The following is a 15,769-nucleotide window of genomic DNA, read 5'->3' as shown; positions in this document are numbered from 1 at the left end:
CGTCCGCACGACACGGAGACGAGGCCACGGCATGGAGCCGAACACGACCACCGAGCCCGGCGCGAGACCGCTGTGGCTCCCGCTGCTACGCGTCGCCACGGGAGCCAGCCTGGCCGCGCTCCTGTGGGAGTTCCTCACGGCGGGGCAGCTCATCACCTTCAACGCGGCCGCCCTGCCCCTGCACTACTGGGGGGCCGTGGCGGTACACGTGGCCACCGGAGCACAGCTGGCCACGGCGCTGCTGGTGTGGCGGCTGCCGGGAGCCGGGTCGCCCTCGGGGCCCGCGCACGACCGGAGGGTGGCACTGGTGAGTCTGCTGGCGTTCGTGCTGGCGTTCCCGCAGGCCGCCCTGGGCAGCAACGGGCCGCTCCAGGCCCACGTACCGATGGCGCTGCTGCTGGTGGCCGTGGTCGTGTGGGCCGTGCTCCTCGTGTGGCGCCGCCTCGACCCGAGGTGACCCGATCGCGGGTCCGGCGGCCTGGAGTGGTCCTCCCCGGAACCGGGAGCACCTCCCCTCCGCCATGAGAGCGGTCGCCCAGGAAATCGGCCCTGTGGACAACCCGCCCGGCCCGGGTCCGCCCGGGGAGACTGGAGGAGTCGGGAACCCCGGACGGGCGGGGGTGTCGGCTGAGGCGGGGAGTGCGCGGGTGTTCGGTGATCAGGAGGGTGAGGTTGTTGTGCGAGTGGAGGGCGTGGGGCAGGAGGCTTTCCACGGCGGCGCGGGCACGGGTCTCGGCCATCGCCAGAGCAGCGGAGGGGGCGGACGGACCACCGCGGCGACGAGCGGCGGGAGTACCGCCGGGAGCGGGCGGAGCGGCGGGCGGGAAGCGGATCGCGGCCCACGGCACCGGGGGCAGGGCGAGTCCGCCGTCCCCCTCGAGCGCCCCCCGCGCGAAGGCGCCCGCCCCGGAGCGGCCCGGGTGGGCGCCTTACGTTGTCGGGGGCCTCTACGAGAGGAAGCGGGCGATCAGCGGGTCGACGGTGACCGCCACGAACAGCAGCGCCAGGTAGGCGTTGGTGAGGTGGAAGAAGTTCATCGTCTTGAGCTGCGCGCCCGTCACGCCCGCCCGCGAGCGGGCGAGCAGGCGGTGGGCCTGGACGACCAGCAGGGCGCCCAGCACCAGGGCGACCACGCCGTAGAACCAGGTGGTCCCGGCCACCGGCCAGAAGATCAGGGAGACGATCACGGTCGCCCACGTGTAGAGCACCGACTCCAGCAGCACACGGCGGTCGCTGGCGACCACGGGCAGCATGGGGACCTGGGCGGCCGCGTAGTCCTCGCGGTAGCGCATGGCCAGGGTCCAGGTGTGCGGCGGCGTCCAGAAGAACACCACCAGGAAGAGGACGAACGGCGCCCAGTCGAGGCTGTTGGTGACGGCGGCCCAGCCGATCAGCACCGGCATGCAGCCGGCGATACCGCCCCACACGACGTTCTGCGCGGTGCGCCGCTTGAGCAGCATCGTGTAGACGAAGATGTAGAACGCGATCGCGAAGACGGACAGCACGGCCGACAGCACGTTCACGAGCACGAGGAAGCCGACCGTGGAGCCGACCGCCAGGATCAGCCCGTAGGTGAGTGCTCCGCGCGGGGTGACCAGGTCCATCGCTCCGGGGCGCTGCCGGGTGCGACGCATCTCACGGTCGATGTCGCGGTCGATGTAGCAGTTCATCGCGTTCGCGCTGGCGGCGGACATGGTGCCGAACACCAGGGTGGCGACGGCGGTCCACAGCGGGGGGACTCCGCCGGCGGCGACGAACATCACCGGGATGGTGGTGATGAGCAGGAGCTCGATGACTCGGGGCTTGGAGAGGGCGACGTAGGCACGGGCGTGGTCGCCGAAGGAGGCCTTGCGGGGGGCCTCGGGGACGGATGCCGGGGTGTCGGACTCACCGGTGTGGGGTGCGTGGTTGGTGAGGGCCATCAGATCGGCGTCCTCACGCCCGCGGGCACTCGTGTCCCCTGGGGGGCCGGCTCGGTTTCAGACACGCGGATACCTCGACAACTCTTAGGGATTCGACACTGCTCGCCACGCGGGGTCGATCGGACCGACAAAGCGGCAGGATCAGCGAAAACCCCGTCAACGACAAAGTGTAGTACTTGCCTGTCCGGATCGGTGACCAGCCCCCTCCGTTCGGGTGACCTCCGGCCCTGGCGGCCGACCGCCCGGGCTCCGGACCGCCGCTCGGGTGTACAGAAGGGTCGCACAGGCCCGTGCGAGCTTCCAACGTGCCACGCACCCCCGGGGCTCGACCGGGCCCCCACCAGACACGAAGCGGCACAACCGCCCCTACCGTCCGCTAGCAGGAGGTGTCGGGCAACGACATCCCCGGCCACGGACGATAGGCTCGGCGGTGGGCCCGTTCTCGGCTCCGCCACAGCGGGGGCCGAGCTCCGGACACCGCGACCCAGACGTTGTCGCACCGGCACCGCGGCCCGAGCCCCGCGCCACGGGGCCGCGCCGCGTCCGCCGTCGACGCCGATCCCGCCCTCCCCCGCGACCCGTCGACCCCGGCGGCGCGCAGCAGGGGTGCCCGGCGTACAGCACGCACACACAACCCACACCCGCCCCGGAACCGGGTGCACGGGTGCCGAGAAGGAGCAGACAAGTCCGTGAACGCCCACACCCCGAAGAACCTGGAGTGGTCGGACCTCGACCGCCGCGCCGTCGACACGGTTCGGGCACTGGCCATGGACGCGGTAGAGAAGTCGGGTAACGGTCACCCCGGCACCGCGATGAGCCTCGCGCCCGCCGCCTACCTCCTCTTCCAGAAGGTGATGCGGCACGACCCGGCCGCGCCCGAGTGGGTGGGCCGGGACCGTTTCGTGTTGTCGATCGGTCACTCCAGCCTCACGCTGTACATCCAGCTGTACCTCGCCGGGTACGGCCTCACCCTCGACGACCTGCGCTCACTCCGCCAGTGGGACAGCCTCACCCCCGGCCACCCCGAGGTCGGACACACCGCCGGCGTCGAGACCACCACCGGCCCCCTCGGGCAGGGCGTGGGCAACGCGGTCGGCATGGCCATGGCGGCCCGCCGCGAGCGCGGCCTGTTCAACCCCGAGGCCGGTCCGGGCGTCAGCCCCTTCGACCACCACGTGTACGCGTTCTGCTCCGACGGCGACGTCCAGGAGGGCGTGAGCCACGAGGCCAGCGCCCTGGCCGGAACCCAGAACCTGGGCAACCTCATCATGATCTGGGACGACAACCAGATCTCCATCGAGGACGACACCCGCATCGCCCACAGCGAGGACGTCGTGGCCCGCTACGCCGCCTACGGCTGGCACGTGGAGGAGGTCGACTGGACCGCCACCGGCGAGTACGTCGAGGATGTCGACGCCCTCTACCAGGCGATCCTGCGCGGCAAGGCCGAGACCGAGCGGCCCACCTTCATCCGCCTGCGCACCGTCATCGGCTGGCCCGCGCCCAACAAGCAGAACACCGGCGCCATCCACGGCGCGGCGATCGGCGCCGACGAGATCTCCGCCACCAAGGAGATCCTCGGCCTGCCCGACGCCCCGTTCGCGGTCGAGGACGCCGTGATCGAGCACACCCGCGGGGCCCTGGACCGCGGCCGCGAGGCGCACGCCGCGTGGGACGAGGCCCTGGACGCCTGGCACCGGGGCGCCGGCGAGCACGCCGAGCTCTTCGACCGGCTCCAGGCGGGCAAGCTGCCCGAGGGCTGGGAGGACGCCCTGCCGTCCTTCGAGGCCAGCGCCAAGGGCGTGGCCACCCGCAAGGCCAGCGGCGAGGTGCTCAGCGCCATCGCCCCGGTCCTGCCGGAGCTGTGGGGCGGTTCGGCCGATCTCGCCGGGTCCAACAACACCACCCCCAAGGGCGAGCCGTCCTTCCTGCCCTTCGACCGGGCCAGCTCCATGTTCCCGGGCAACCCGTACGGGCGCGTGCTGCACTTCGGCGTCCGCGAGCACGGCATGGGCTCGATCCTCAACGGCATCGCCCTGCACGGCCCCACCCGCCCCTACGGCGGCACCTTCCTGGTCTTCAGCGACTACATGCGCCCGGCCGTGCGCCTGGCCGCGCTCATGAAGCTGCCGGTCACCTACGTGTGGACGCACGACTCCATCGGCCTGGGCGAGGACGGCCCCACGCACCAGCCGATCGAGCACCTGTGGGCACTGCGCGCCATCCCGGGCCTGGACGTGATCCGCCCCGCCGACGCCAACGAGACCGTCGTGGTCTGGCGCGAGGTCGTGGCCAACGCCGACCGGCCCTCCGCCCTGGCGCTGACCCGCCAGAACGTGCCCACCCTGGACCGCGACGAGTACGCCTCCGCCGAAGGCGCGGCCCAGGGCGGCTACGTCCTGGCCGAGGCCACCGGCGACAGCCCCGAGGCGATCATCATCGCCACCGGCAGCGAGGTGCAGCTGGCGCTGGCCGCCCGCACCGAGCTGGAGGCGGCCGGCACGCCCACCCGCGTGGTCTCCATGCCGTGCGTGGAGTGGTTCGAGGCCCAGCCCGAGGAGTACCGCGAGACGGTCCTGCCGTCCTCGGTGCGCGCCCGCGTCTCCGTGGAGGCCGGTATCGCCATGGGATGGCGCTCCTACGTGGGCGACGCCGGTGTCTCGGTGAGCCTGGAGCACTTCGGCGCCTCCGCCCCCTACGAGACGCTCTACGAGAAGTTCGGCATCACCTCCGAGGCCGTCGTCGCGGCGGTCCGCGACAGCCTGGCCAAGGTCGGAAGCTGACGACGCGGGCCGCCGGGATGACCCCCGGCGGCCCGCACTCCGTGTGTGAATTCAGGAAGGCGTGAGACCCGCATGAGCACCGCTCTGAAGGACCTGTCCGAGGCCGGACAGTCCGTATGGCTGGACGACATCAGCCGTGACCGGCTGCGCACCGGCAACCTGGCCGAACTACTGTCGACCCGCCACGTCACCGGCGTCACCTCCAACCCGTCGATCTTCGACAAGGCCCTGGCCGAGGGCGACGCCTACGACCTCCAGGTGCACGAGCTCGGCGTGCGCGGGGTCTCGGTGGGCGAGGCGGTCCGGTTGCTGACCGCCTACGACATCCGCTGGGCCGCCGACACGCTGCGCCCGGTGTACGACTCCACCGACCGCGTGGACGGCCGGGTCTCCCTGGAGGTGGACCCGCGGCTGGCGCGCGAGACCGAGCGCACCGTCGCCGAGGCCAGGGCGCTGTGGTGGCTGGTCGACCGGCCCAACCTCATGATCAAGATCCCGGCGACCGCCGAGGGTCTGCCCGCGATCACCCAGACGCTGGGGCACGGGATCAGCGTCAACGTCACCCTGATCTTCTCCCTGGACCGCTACCGCGCGGTCATGGAGGCGTTCCTGGAGGGTCTGGAGCTGGCCCGCGAGAACGGCCACGACCTGTCCCGGATTCAGTCCGTGGCGTCGTTCTTCGTCAGCCGTGTGGACACCGAGGTGGACAAGCGCCTGCGCGCGGTCGGCACCCCGCGCGCCGAGGAGCTGCGCGGCCGCGCCGCCATCGCCAACGCCCGGCTGGCCTACCGCGACCACCAGGAGGTGTTCTCGTCGGAGCGCTGGCGCGCCCTGGCCGCCGAGGGCGCCACCCCGCAGCGCCCGCTGTGGGCGTCCACCGGTGTGAAGGACCCCGCGTACGCGGACACCCGTTACGTCTCCGAGCTGGTGGCCCCCGGCACCGTCAACACGATGCCGCAGGCCACCCTGGACGCCACCGCCGACCACGGCGAGGTCACCGGTGACACCGTGAGCGGCCGGTACGCCTCCGCCGAGGAGGACCTGGCCGCGCTCGCCGAGGTCGGCGTGGAGATCGACGACGTCACCCGCCACCTGGAGGAGGACGGACTGGTCAAGTTCGTCGACTCCTGGGAGAGCCTGCTCGGCCGCCTCACCATGAAGCTCGACGAGCTCTCCTGACCCGGACCCGTTCCCGGTCGCCGACCCGTGCCCGCGCGTGATCCGCGCGGGCACGGGTTCCACCAGCCACCAGGCCGTTCCTGACAGGAAGAGACGCAAGCCCGTGAAAGAACCGGTGATGCCGGGGGCGGTACCCAACCCCCTCCGCGACGCCCTGGACCGAAGGCTCCCCCGCATCGCCGGGCCCAGCGTGCTGGTGCTCTTCGGTGTCACGGGCGACCTGGCCCGGAAGAAGCTCCTGCCCGCCATCTACGACCTCGCCAACCGAGGCCTGCTGCCGCCGGGCTTCGGCCTGGTCGGTTTCGCCCGCCGCGACTGGGAGGACCAGGACTTCGCGGCCGAGGCGTACGAGGCGGTGCGCAGGTACGCGCGCACGCCCTTCCACGAGGACGTGTGGCGCCAGCTCAGCGAGGGTGTGCGGTTCGTGCAGGGCAACCTGGACGACGACGCGGCCTTCGACGAGCTGGCCCGGACCGTGCGGGAGCTGGACACCCAGCGCGGCACCGGCGGCAACTACGCGTTCTACCTGTCCCTGCCGCCCAAGCTGTTCCCCACCGTGGTCACCCAGCTCAAGCGCAGCGGCCTGGCCACCCCCGGGGAGGGCGAGGGCGCCGGAGGCACCACCCCGTGGCGCCGCGTGGTCATCGAGAAGCCGTTCGGCCACGACCTGGAGAGCGCCCAGGAACTCAACGCCGTCGTCGACGACGTGTTCCCGCCCTCGGCGGTGTTCCGCATCGACCACTACCTGGGCAAGGAGACGGTCCAGAACATCCTGGCGCTGCGCTTCGCCAACACGCTCTTCGAACCCCTGTGGAACCGCAGCTACGTGGACCACGTGCAGATCACCATGGCCGAGGACATCGGCGTGGGCGGGCGCGCGGGCTACTACGACGGCATCGGCGCGGCCCGCGACGTCATGCAGAACCACCTGATCCAGCTGCTGGCGCTGGTGGCCATGGAGGAACCGGTCTCCTACAGCGCCGACGCGATCCGCGCCGAGAAGGAGAAGGTGCTCTCCGCGGTGTCGCTTCCCGAGGACCTCGGGACGGGTACCGCGCGCGGACAGTACGCGGCCGGGTGGCAGGGCGGCGACGCCGTGCGCGGCTACCTGGAGGAGGACGGCATCCCGTCCGACTCGGTGACCGAGACCTACGCGGCGCTGCGGCTGGACGTGGACACCCGGCGCTGGTCGGGCGTGCCGTTCTACCTGCGCACCGGAAAGCGGCTCGGGCGCAGGGTGACCGAGGTGGCCCTGGTGTTCCAGGCCGCCCCGCAGCAGCTGTTCGCCCGCGGCGACGTGAGCGAGCTCGGCCAGAACGCGCTCGTGCTGCGCATCCAGCCCGACGAGGGGGTCACCCTGAGGTTCGGGTCCAAGGTGCCGGGCGCCTCCATGGAGGTGCGCGACGTGAGCATGGACTTCACGTACGGGCAGTCCTTCACCGAGGCCAGCCCCGAGGCCTACGAGCGGCTCATCCTGGACGTGCTCATCGGCGACCCGCCGCTGTTCCCCCGTCAGGAGGAGGTGGAGCTGTCGTGGCGCATCCTCGACCCGGTCGAGGAGTACTGGGCGGCGTCGGGCCAGCCCGAACAGTACGGTTCGGGCACGTGGGGTCCGGAGTCGGCGGAGGAACTGCTCGCCAGGGACGGACGCCAGTGGCGGCGGCCGTGACCGTCCGCGTCCACGCAGGGAGGAACCGATGACGCTCTATCTGCCGCGCACCACCACCTCGAAGATCACCGAGGCGCTCATGGCCGAGCGCCTCAGTGTCGGCGGGGGCGCCATGAACATGGTGCTGACCCTGGTCATCGTCACCGACGAGGCCGACCACTACGACGCCGTCCGCGCGGCCACCGAGGCCGGACGCGAGCACCCCTCGCGGGTGGTGGCGCTGATCCGCCGCGACCCGGGGGCCGAACCGGCCATCGACGCCGAGATCCGCCGCCCCGGCACCTCCGGGCCCGGCGAGGCGGTGCTGCTGCGCCTGTACGGCCCGCTCGGCGAACACCCCGACTCGGTGCTGACGCCCCTGCTGGTGCCGGACGCGCCCGTGGTGGTGTGGTGGCCCGGCCGGGGCCCCGCCGACCCGGCCGCCGACCCCGTGGGCAAGCTCGCCCAGCGCAGGATCACCGACGCGCTGCGTGCCCCGGACCCGGTGGCGGACCTGCTGGAGCGGGTCAGCCACTACCGTCCGGGCGACACCGACCTGACCTGGACCCGGCTCACCCCGTGGCGTTCGCTGCTGGCCAGCGCCATGGACCAGCCGTGCGGGTGGGTGAACTCGGCCAGGGTCACGGCCGAACCGCACTACCCGAGCGCCGAACTGCTGGCCGCCTGGCTGTCCCAGCGGCTGGAGGTGGAGGTGGAGCGCGCCACCTCGCACGGGCCGGGGCTGACCGAGGTACGGCTGACCACGGACCAGGGGGACATCACCGTCTCCCGGGTGGACGGCCGGGTGGCCACGCTGTCCCGGACGGGGCAGCCGGACCAGACGGTGGCGCTGGCCAGGCGGGGCGCCTCCACGGCTCTCGCCGAGGAACTGCGCCGCCTGGACGCCGACGAGACGTACGCGAGCGCGGCCCGCCACCTGGGCCCGATGCTCGCTGGAAGCGGAGCCTGAGGATGACCGAACCGGAGATCGTCCGCACCACCGACGCCCGACAGCTCGCCGAGAGCGTGGTGTCGCGGCTGGTGAAGCTGATCGTGAGCGCCGAGGCCGAGGGGCGCGAGTTCCATCTGGTGCTCACCGGCGGCGGCGTGGGCATCCAGACCCTGGGGGTGCTGCGCGACGAGGCGCTGGCCAGCGGGATGAGCTGGGGGCACGTCCACCTGTGGTGGGGGGACGAGCGCTTCCTGCCCGACGGCGACCCCGAACGCAACCAGACCCAGGCCTGCGACGCGCTGATCAACGACATCGACATCCCCTCGCACCAGGTGCACCCCATGCCGTCCTCGGACGGGACCGACCATGCGGAGGCGGAGCGGGCGGCCACCCACTACTCGCAGGCGCTGTCGGTGGCGGCGCGGGGCCGGGGCCCGGTGCCGGAGTTCGACGTGTGCCTGCTGGGGCTGGGACCCGACAACCACGTCGCGTCGCTGTTCCCGGGCCTGCCGGGGGTGCGGGAGAACGAGGCCTCGGCCGTGGCCGTGCACGACTCCCCCAAGCCGCCGCCCACGCGGATCAGCCTGACCCTGCCGTCGATCCGTGCCTCCCGCCAGGTGTGGGTGCTGGCGGCCGGTGCGGCCAAGGCCGAAGCGGTCCGCCTGGGTGTGGCGGGCGGCAGCGTGGACGAGGCCCCGGTGGCCGGTGCGCGCGGCAGCGAGAAGACCGTGTTCTGGGTGGACGAGGCCGCCGCCGCCCGGCTGTAGTCGTACGTGAGGACGCCCCGGCCGGATCTCCGGCCGGGGCGCCGTCGTGTGCCGGGTCGGAGTCAGATCCAGACCACTTCTCCGCCGATCCGGTCCGCGAGGGTGTCGGGACACCGGAACAGGTGGATGCCCCCACCAAGGATGCGACGGGCCATACCGCCGTTCCCGCCGGGGTGGGTCACCCCGTAGTAGTAGTGCTCGGCGGTGTCGGTGTCCTCGTTCCAGACGTCCACGTAGAACGCACGGGGGTGGGCGGGCTCGTCTGGCTTCTGATAGACAGAGTTCGGGTCGCGGTGGCGGTCGTCCTGCACGGGCATCCCCTATCGCTGGCTCACCAGGCCCGGACGGATCGGTTCCAAGCTCTCCGTCCGGGCCGCCTTCGTGTCGGGTCGAGGGCCACCCTCTCTGTGACGGCCATCTCACCTTCTGCTAGGCTGACACATGTCAAACAGATTCACAAGCTTGTACGTCAAGATCGATTGTTGGGCTCGCGCCTGAAGGAGGTGCCGGATGGCGAAGGCGAAGACAGCCACACTGCGGAGCCGCTGGCTGGGGCGTCGGCTCCGAGACCTTCGCGAGGCCTCCGGGATGAGCATCGAGGAGGTCGGCGACTTTCTCCAGCGCAACATGGGCACCGTCAGTCGCTTCGAGAACGGCATCTACCCGGTTCGACGGCCGGACATGATGGCCATGCTCGACCTGTTCGGGGTGAACGACGCCCGGCACCGCGAGAACCTGATGCGACTCAGCGAAAGTGTCTGGCAGACCGGCTGGTGGGATGGCTACCCGGACGAGTTCACCGAGTTCGTGGACTTCATCTGGCTGGAAGCTCAGGCCGTCGAGCAGCGCTTGTTCGACACCGTACTGCTCCCTGGGCTCTTCCAGACCGAACGATACGCCGAGACCGCCATCCGCACAGCGGAGTTCGACACATCCGAAGAGCACATCGTGCAGGGTCTGGAGGTCCGACTCCAACGCCAGGAACTCCTGACTCGGGAGAATCCGCCCACCATGAACGTACTCCTGGACGAGTCCGTACTCCACCGCCGTGTGGGCTCCGCCGAGGTGATGCGCGAACAGCTCTCCCACCTGCTGGGGTTGGCCGGACGCCCCAACATCCACCTTCGCGTGCTGCCGTTCACGTCCGGGGCGCATGAGAGTCCCGAAGGAGCGTTCCAGTACTTCGTGATGGACGATCCCTACCCCGACGTGGTGTACGCCGAGACCCCCAACGGTGCCGTCTATCTGGAGCAGGCGGAGGCCGATCCGATGGCCCAGCGATATGATCGGCTGTGGGCTAAGTCCCTGAGCACAGACGCGACCGCCGAGCGCATCTCGGCGCTCATCGAGGAGCCATCGTGACCCCCGAGCCGACGTTCCAGCAGCTTTCCGAGCAGGAACGCGCCACCATCAACTGGCACATCAGCACCTACAGCTCCAACGGCGGCGCCACCTGTGTGGAGGCCGGGCCGCTGGGTGACGGGTCGGGGCGGGTCGCCGTGCGCCACAGCCAGCATCCCGAGGGCCTTCACATCCTCTACACCCGCCAGGAGTGGGAAGCCTTCACCAACGGCGTACGCGCCGGAGGATTCGACTTCCACGGCTGAACCCGGACGCGGTGAAGGGCCCGCGCGTGACGCTCGGGCCCTTCGCCGTCACTCAGTCGATGTTCTCAGCAGTGCTCAGCGGGCTCAGGCGAACGGCGGTCTCCACACCGTCCTCGTGCAGGATGTGGCGTTGGGTGGAGGCGTCGGGGAAGAGACCCTCGGGAACCTGCGTCGCCAGCCTCAGCTGGGCCGTCGCGTGTTTGGGCATGGTGGCCCGGCCCGGGAGGTGGATGGCGAGCTCTTCTCGGGCCTCGAAGACCTGGACGTCCACCCGTTCGGCCAACGCGGTCCGCCCTCCCTCGTCCGCCGTGACCGGGAGCTTGGCCAGCCAGTGCGGCCCCTCGGAAGTGAGAGCGGCCTCCCGCTGCTCGTGGGACTCCCCCGCCCACGTGAACCAGGGGTCACCGGCGACCTCGGCGCCCTGCTCCTCCGCGAGTGCACGGAGCTCCGTGACCGCGGCCCGCACCGCCGCGACGACGGCGTCCCAGTCGTACCGCTCCGGCTGGCCCCGCCGCTTCTCCACGGGAACCGCCGCGACCGCCTTCGAGAGCACCGTCGCCTCCTGAACTTCCCGCCGCCGCACTTCGGGCCAGACCGTGAGCAGGCTCCGTGCGGTCGCGATCGCCTCGTCCTCTGCCGCGCGCTGTCGCCGCAGTCCCTCGGTGTGCTCGTCCAGCAGTCCGGCCGCCGTGTCGGGGGACTCTACCGCCAGGCGCACCTCCCGCACGCTCATGCCGGTGCCGCGCAGCGCGCTGACCAGCAGGGCGTCCTGGACCTGCTCGAAGTCGTAGTACCGGTAGCCGGTGTCGTCGTCGACCACGGCGGGGACCAGCAACCCCTCGGAGTGGTAGAAGCGCAGCGTCTGCGGAGACAGCTCGCTCATCTCGCTGAAGTCCTTGATGGAAAGGCTCATGCGCCCAGTCTCAGGGTTGCGGTTACCAGAGGGTCAAGCCGCGCGCCCCTCGCGACAGTAGCCCTCCACCGTCCAGAGAATCGGGCCGCTCTCCTGATACGCCACGACCCCGTACATGAGGGGCCTCACCTCGTGCACGGGGTCGTGGCGTGTCGGGGTCAGACCCGGGAGGTCCTCCAGAACACCGGGATGATCGCGGCGACCACCAGGTGTGAGAGCTGAAGCACCACGACCGTCGCGGCGCTGGCCTCCGCCATCAGCGGCGGAACGAACATCACCAGGGTGATCAGCACCGCGGCGACCGTCCACACGAGGCGCCCGCGCCGTGCTCCCAGCAGACGTTCGGCCAGAGCGAGCACACCCCATCCGACCAGGGCGAACACGGCGGTGAACAGGACGAAGACCGGCCAGGCCACCGGCCCGGGCTCCTGCCCTCGGGGAGCGATCACCAGGTCGGCGCCGAACAGCGGCGCCGCCAGGGCCAGGACGGTGTTGACGACGATGACCGCGAGCACCGCGACCAGGCGCGGCTGCCAGGTCGGGCGGGAGACGGTCGGGGGTGCGGTGGTGGCGCTCTGGGTCATGACTCTTCCCTCGTGGTTGGTGACGTTCACGACCGTACGGAACCAGGGCGATACTTCCTATACGCGATTCGCTTCGTTGTATACGCGTTCGTCCACGACCCAAGACCCTGGGGATACGATGGGCGCATGGATGTACTGAGCGACGTCATCTCGACCGTGCGCACCGGCCTGCCCCACTCGGCGCGGGTGGAGTGGCGCGCACCCTACGCCACCCGGTTCCCGGAGATCCCCGGCGCCAAGTTCATGGTGGTGTTGCAGGGGTCGACCTGGCTGTCCGTCGACGGCAGGGAGCCCCTCCAGCTGGGCCCCGGCGACGTGCTCTTCCTGCCGCGCGGCCGCGCGCACACGCTGAGTGACTCCCCCGAGCCGCCCCACGAGGGCGTGGACTGCGCCGCCGTGCTGCGCGCCGCCGCGATGTCGGGACAGACCATGCCCACACTGGTGTGCTCGCGGGGCTCCGCCCGCACCAAGGAGATGCCGCCGACGCCCGCGTTCGGGGCCGCGACGGTCGGTGAGCCGGGTGACGGAGCGCCCAGCTGTGTCACGGTCGGCGGTTCCTACCACGCGAGCGCCTCCCGGCCGCACCCCCTGCTGGCCGAACTCCCCTCGGTGGTGCACCTGCCCGCGAAGGTGGGCCAGCGTTCGGAGCTGCCGCTGGCGGTGGGGCTGTTGGGGCGGGAACTGGGCTCCAACCGGCCCGGCGGCGACACCCTGGTCCCGCACCTGCTGGACATGCTGGTCGTGTACATCCTGCGCACCTACCTGGAGGAGGTCGCGGCCACGAAGGAGGGCGCCGGGTGCGGGTTCGCGGGAGCCCTGCGCGACCCTGCGGTCCACGCCGCGATCCAGGCCGTGCACCGCGATCCGGCCCACCCGTGGACCGTGGCCGAGCTCGGTGCGCGAGCGGGGTTGTCCCGGGCCGCCTTCTCCCGGCGCTTCACTGCCCTGGTGGGCCAGTCCCCGCTGGCGTACGTGACGTGGTGGCGGCTGACCACCGCCTCCCGGATGCTGCGGGAGGAGGACGTCCCGATCGGTTCCGTGGCGACCCGGGTGGGGTACTCCTCGCAGTTCGCCTTCGCCAACGCGTTCAAGCGCGAGTTCGGCCAGTCCCCCGGCCGCTACCGGGAGGCCGCGCGGGACGTCACGGAGCGGTCGGTGCCCGCCGCGCCCGCCGGGAGCTGACGGTGAGGGCCGCGAAGAGCACCGCGCCGGGGAGGGCGTAGGGTCCGGGCCCCAGGAACAGTGACGCCGGGCTGGCACCGAAGGCCAGGGACGCGAACCCGAACAGCGTGAGCAGGGCGCAGAGCACCGCCACCGTTCCGGTGACCCAGGTCAGCCAGCGCCGGGCCCCGGGGCGCACGAGTGCCAGCGCCGCGACGGCCGTGCCCGCCGTGATCGCCAACGGCGCGAGCATCCAGACCAGGTAGCCGGCTCCGACCGCCTGTCCGGCGGAGGCCGCCATCCAGCCGGTGACCAGCAGGTGCGCGACACCCAGCAGCAGGCCCGCACCGGCCGCCGAACGACCGAGCCACCCGGGTACGGCCCGTGCGGGTCCGTGCCCGGACCGCCCCTCGTGCCCGCGCTCTCCGGACTCCGGGCCCCGCTCGGCTCCGGCCGCACCGCCCTGCGCCCGCGCGTCCATGGCCGCTCCCCTTCTCCCCGCCGACGTGCTCCTGAGGGGAGTATGGTCGCCTCGGTGCGGCGCCGCCACCCCGCGGCGGGAAACTCTCCGTTCCCTGTGGGGACAGGGCTCAGAGGGCTCCGGGGCAGGAGGCGCCGTGCTCGGGGACGACGCCGTCCAGGAGGTAGGCGTCCACCGCGGCGTCGACGCACGACCTGCCCCCCGCGTACGCGGTGTGGCCGCCGCCCTCGTAGGTGAGCAGGGTGGCGGTGGCCAGCTGGTCGGCCAGTTCCTCGGCCCAGGCGTAGGGGGTCGCGGGGTCGTTGCGGGTGCCGACGACCAGCAGCAGCGGCGCCATCGGGGCGCTCGGTGCGCGGGCGGCGGACTCCGCGTCCGGCCACGACGCACAGGGCAGGTAGGACCAGACGTCGTCGCCGCCGAAGAACGGGGACGACCGGGCGGCGCGCTCGGCGCCCTCCTGGTAGGCGCGGACGCCGCCGGGGGGCTCGTGGTCGGCGCACCGCACCGCCATGAAAGCGGACTCTTCCGCACCGGGGCTCTCGTTCCGGCCGTCGACGAAGCGGCCCAGGTAGGCCTGGACGAACGGGTCCCGGGTGTCCCCGAGCGCGATCCGGGCGAGCAGATGGGCGTCGCTCTCCCACTGCCGTTCGGTGTGCAGGGAGTCCCTCAGCAGTGTGAGCATCTCGTGGCGGTCGATCCGCTGCCCCCGGACGACGAGGGGCCTGCGGTCCAGCCCGGCCAGGAGCGCCTCAGCCTCGCCCGGGGCCTCCTCCGCACCGGTGAAGGGGCACTCCGGCGCGCCCTCCAGGCAGTAGGCGACAAAGGCCTCCCACGCCGTCTGCGCCCCCCGGCTCTGCTCCACCCCGTCGTCGATGAGGCCGCGCCGGGTCCGGAGTGCTCCGTCCAGGACCAGGGCCCGGGTGTTCTCGGGGTACATGTCCGCGTACAGGGCGCCGATGTAGGTGCCGTAGGAGAACCCCGCGTAGGTCAGCCGGTCGTCGCCCAGGGCGTCCCGGATCAGGTCGAGGTCGCGCACCACGTTGACGGTGCCCATGTTCGCGAGGAACTCCTCCCCGACCTCGTCCAGGCAGCTCCACGTGAACCTGCGGGCGGCGCTTTCGAGGTCCTGGAGCCGGTCGTGGTCGACGTCGGCGGGCGCGACGTCCTCCACCGCCTCCAGCGGGCGCTCCATGGCGTCCCACGCCGGGCAGGTGAACCCCGCGCTCTCCCCCACTCCGCGCGGGTCGAAGGAGACCAGGTCGTAGGAGTCCCGGACCCTGCGGGAGAGGGCCAGCGGCCCGGACTCGAACTGCGCCACCCCCGCGCGACCGGGCCCGCCGAAGTTGAACACCAGGGACCCCCGGCGCTGTTCGGCGGGGCCCTGGGCGGGGTGCCGGACCACCGCGAGTTCGATGGTCCGGCCGTTCGGGTCGCCGTGGTCGACGGGAACGGTGACGGTCCCGCACTCCAGGCGGGCCCGCCAGTCCGGGTCGCCCTCCACGGGCCCGGCACCGGCGATCTCGTCAGCGGTCAGGCACGGGCTCCAGTCGACGTGCTGGCCGTAGAAGGAGCGGGCGTGGCCCCACTCGTCGAGAGGCGCGAAGCCCGCCGTCGCGACCAGCGCCAACGCCGTCCCCACCGTCACCAGAGCCCGTCCGCCCGCACCGCGCACCCGCACACCCGTCCCGTCCAGATTCGTCCGTGATCGGGACCCATCCTCCGAGGGTCCGGGGGCGCGGCCGCGTTGAACATTCCGGAAGGAGGGTAAACAG

Annotated in this window: 15 protein-coding genes; 9 read left to right on the top strand and 6 right to left on the bottom strand. The window is 71.9% G+C overall.

The features are described from left to right. The first annotated feature begins 31 nt into the window (after positions 1-31). Complete coding sequence (locus ABZ635_RS14370; RefSeq protein WP_357764191.1) at positions 32-457, top strand: hypothetical protein; 426 nt, start codon at positions 32-34, stop codon at positions 455-457. A gap of 490 nt (positions 458-947) precedes the next feature. On the opposite strand, the gene ABZ635_RS14365 is transcribed toward ABZ635_RS14370, so the two are convergent. After that, positions 948-1,922, bottom strand: coding sequence for a heme o synthase (locus ABZ635_RS14365; protein ID WP_357764189.1), 975 nt, complete (start codon positions 1,920-1,922; stop codon positions 948-950). A gap of 689 nt (positions 1,923-2,611) precedes the next feature. Between ABZ635_RS14365 and tkt the strand changes: the two genes are divergently transcribed. From tkt to pgl, 5 genes are all read left to right on the top strand, one after another. Further along, positions 2,612-4,705 carry a transketolase gene (tkt, locus tag ABZ635_RS14360; RefSeq protein ID WP_357764187.1) on the top strand — a complete coding sequence of 698 codons (2,094 nt, stop codon included), beginning with the start codon at positions 2,612-2,614 and terminating at the stop codon, positions 4,703-4,705. A gap of 72 nt (positions 4,706-4,777) precedes the next feature. Next, complete coding sequence (tal, locus tag ABZ635_RS14355) at positions 4,778-5,884, top strand: transaldolase (protein ID WP_357764184.1); 1,107 nt, start codon at positions 4,778-4,780, stop codon at positions 5,882-5,884. Between the two features lie 118 nt (positions 5,885-6,002). Further along, the gene (gene zwf / locus ABZ635_RS14350) at positions 6,003-7,553 is read left to right on the top strand and encodes a glucose-6-phosphate dehydrogenase (RefSeq protein WP_357764272.1); all 1,551 of its coding nucleotides are present in this window, start codon (positions 6,003-6,005) and stop codon (positions 7,551-7,553) included. Positions 7,554-7,581: 28 nt separating this feature from the next. Next, on the top strand, positions 7,582-8,502 hold the full coding sequence (locus ABZ635_RS14345; protein ID WP_357764182.1) for a glucose-6-phosphate dehydrogenase assembly protein OpcA: 921 nt from the start codon (positions 7,582-7,584) through the stop codon (positions 8,500-8,502). 2 nt (positions 8,503-8,504) lie between these two features. Continuing rightward, the gene (pgl, locus tag ABZ635_RS14340; RefSeq protein ID WP_357764181.1) at positions 8,505-9,251 is read left to right on the top strand and encodes a 6-phosphogluconolactonase; all 747 of its coding nucleotides are present in this window, start codon (positions 8,505-8,507) and stop codon (positions 9,249-9,251) included. A gap of 62 nt (positions 9,252-9,313) precedes the next feature. Here pgl and ABZ635_RS14335 read toward each other — a convergent pair whose 3' ends face one another. Beyond that, positions 9,314-9,568 (bottom strand): hypothetical protein, encoded by a 255-nt coding sequence (locus ABZ635_RS14335; RefSeq protein WP_357764178.1) that lies wholly within the window; start codon positions 9,566-9,568, stop codon positions 9,314-9,316. Between the two features lie 193 nt (positions 9,569-9,761). On the opposite strand from ABZ635_RS14335, the gene ABZ635_RS14330 reads away from it, so the two are divergent. Together ABZ635_RS14330 and ABZ635_RS14325 are read left to right on the top strand one after the other, a co-directional pair. Beyond that, entirely contained in the window at positions 9,762-10,613 is an 852-nt protein-coding gene (locus ABZ635_RS14330; protein WP_357764175.1) for a helix-turn-helix transcriptional regulator, read from the top strand. Beyond that, positions 10,610-10,858, top strand: a complete 249-nt coding sequence (locus tag ABZ635_RS14325; protein ID WP_357764173.1) for a DUF397 domain-containing protein — start codon at positions 10,610-10,612, stop codon at positions 10,856-10,858. The genes ABZ635_RS14330 and ABZ635_RS14325 overlap by 4 nt, the downstream gene beginning before the upstream one ends. 52 nt (positions 10,859-10,910) lie before the next feature. Here ABZ635_RS14325 and ABZ635_RS14320 read toward each other — a convergent pair whose 3' ends face one another. Continuing rightward, positions 10,911-11,771: a MerR family transcriptional regulator gene (locus ABZ635_RS14320; RefSeq protein WP_357764170.1), complete on the bottom strand. Its 861-nt coding sequence runs from the start codon at positions 11,769-11,771 to the stop codon at positions 10,911-10,913. Positions 11,772-11,929: 158 nt separating this feature from the next. Next, the gene (locus ABZ635_RS14315; protein WP_357764166.1) at positions 11,930-12,355 is read right to left on the bottom strand and encodes a DUF6069 family protein; all 426 of its coding nucleotides are present in this window, start codon (positions 12,353-12,355) and stop codon (positions 11,930-11,932) included. Positions 12,356-12,481: 126 nt separating this feature from the next. Between ABZ635_RS14315 and ABZ635_RS14310 the strand changes: the two genes are divergently transcribed. Next, on the top strand, positions 12,482-13,537 hold the full coding sequence (locus tag ABZ635_RS14310; RefSeq protein ID WP_357764163.1) for an AraC family transcriptional regulator: 1,056 nt from the start codon (positions 12,482-12,484) through the stop codon (positions 13,535-13,537). On the opposite strand, the gene ABZ635_RS14305 is transcribed toward ABZ635_RS14310, so the two are convergent. Both ABZ635_RS14305 and ABZ635_RS14300 read right to left on the bottom strand, forming a co-directional pair. Continuing rightward, positions 13,497-13,997, bottom strand: a complete 501-nt coding sequence (locus tag ABZ635_RS14305; protein WP_357764160.1) for a hypothetical protein — start codon at positions 13,995-13,997, stop codon at positions 13,497-13,499. The genes ABZ635_RS14310 and ABZ635_RS14305 overlap by 41 nt on opposite strands. Positions 13,998-14,106: 109 nt before the next feature. Continuing rightward, complete coding sequence (locus tag ABZ635_RS14300; protein WP_357764157.1) at positions 14,107-15,642, bottom strand: alpha/beta hydrolase; 1,536 nt, start codon at positions 15,640-15,642, stop codon at positions 14,107-14,109. Between the last annotated feature and the right edge of the window lie 127 nt (positions 15,643-15,769).

This window comes from Nocardiopsis sp. NPDC007018, from assembly GCF_040635075.1.
Classification (GTDB): Bacteria; Actinomycetota; Actinomycetes; order Streptosporangiales; family Streptosporangiaceae; genus Nocardiopsis.
The sequence above is the reverse complement of the archived record's forward strand: the minus strand, read 5'-3'. Positions and strand labels throughout refer to the sequence as shown.

Excerpts from the sequence above, each read along its gene's own strand:
- ABZ635_RS14370 (WP_357764191.1), top strand. The coding sequence starts at position 32 with ATGGAGCCGAACACGACCACCGAGCCCGGCGCGAGACCGCTGTGGCTC.
- ABZ635_RS14365 (WP_357764189.1), bottom strand. The coding sequence starts at position 1,922 with ATGGCCCTCACCAACCACGCACCCCACACCGGTGAGTCCGACACCCCG.
- tal (WP_357764184.1), top strand. The coding sequence starts at position 4,778 with ATGAGCACCGCTCTGAAGGACCTGTCCGAGGCCGGACAGTCCGTATGG.
- zwf (WP_357764272.1), top strand. The coding sequence starts at position 6,003 with ATGCCGGGGGCGGTACCCAACCCCCTCCGCGACGCCCTGGACCGAAGG.
- ABZ635_RS14345 (WP_357764182.1), top strand. The coding sequence starts at position 7,582 with ATGACGCTCTATCTGCCGCGCACCACCACCTCGAAGATCACCGAGGCG.
- pgl (WP_357764181.1), top strand. The coding sequence starts at position 8,505 with ATGACCGAACCGGAGATCGTCCGCACCACCGACGCCCGACAGCTCGCC.
- ABZ635_RS14335 (WP_357764178.1), bottom strand. The coding sequence starts at position 9,568 with ATGCCCGTGCAGGACGACCGCCACCGCGACCCGAACTCTGTCTATCAG.
- ABZ635_RS14330 (WP_357764175.1), top strand. The coding sequence starts at position 9,762 with ATGGCGAAGGCGAAGACAGCCACACTGCGGAGCCGCTGGCTGGGGCGT.
- ABZ635_RS14320 (WP_357764170.1), bottom strand. The coding sequence starts at position 11,771 with ATGAGCCTTTCCATCAAGGACTTCAGCGAGATGAGCGAGCTGTCTCCG.
- ABZ635_RS14315 (WP_357764166.1), bottom strand. The coding sequence starts at position 12,355 with ATGACCCAGAGCGCCACCACCGCACCCCCGACCGTCTCCCGCCCGACC.
- ABZ635_RS14310 (WP_357764163.1), top strand. The coding sequence starts at position 12,482 with ATGGATGTACTGAGCGACGTCATCTCGACCGTGCGCACCGGCCTGCCC.
- ABZ635_RS14305 (WP_357764160.1), bottom strand. The coding sequence starts at position 13,997 with ATGGACGCGCGGGCGCAGGGCGGTGCGGCCGGAGCCGAGCGGGGCCCG.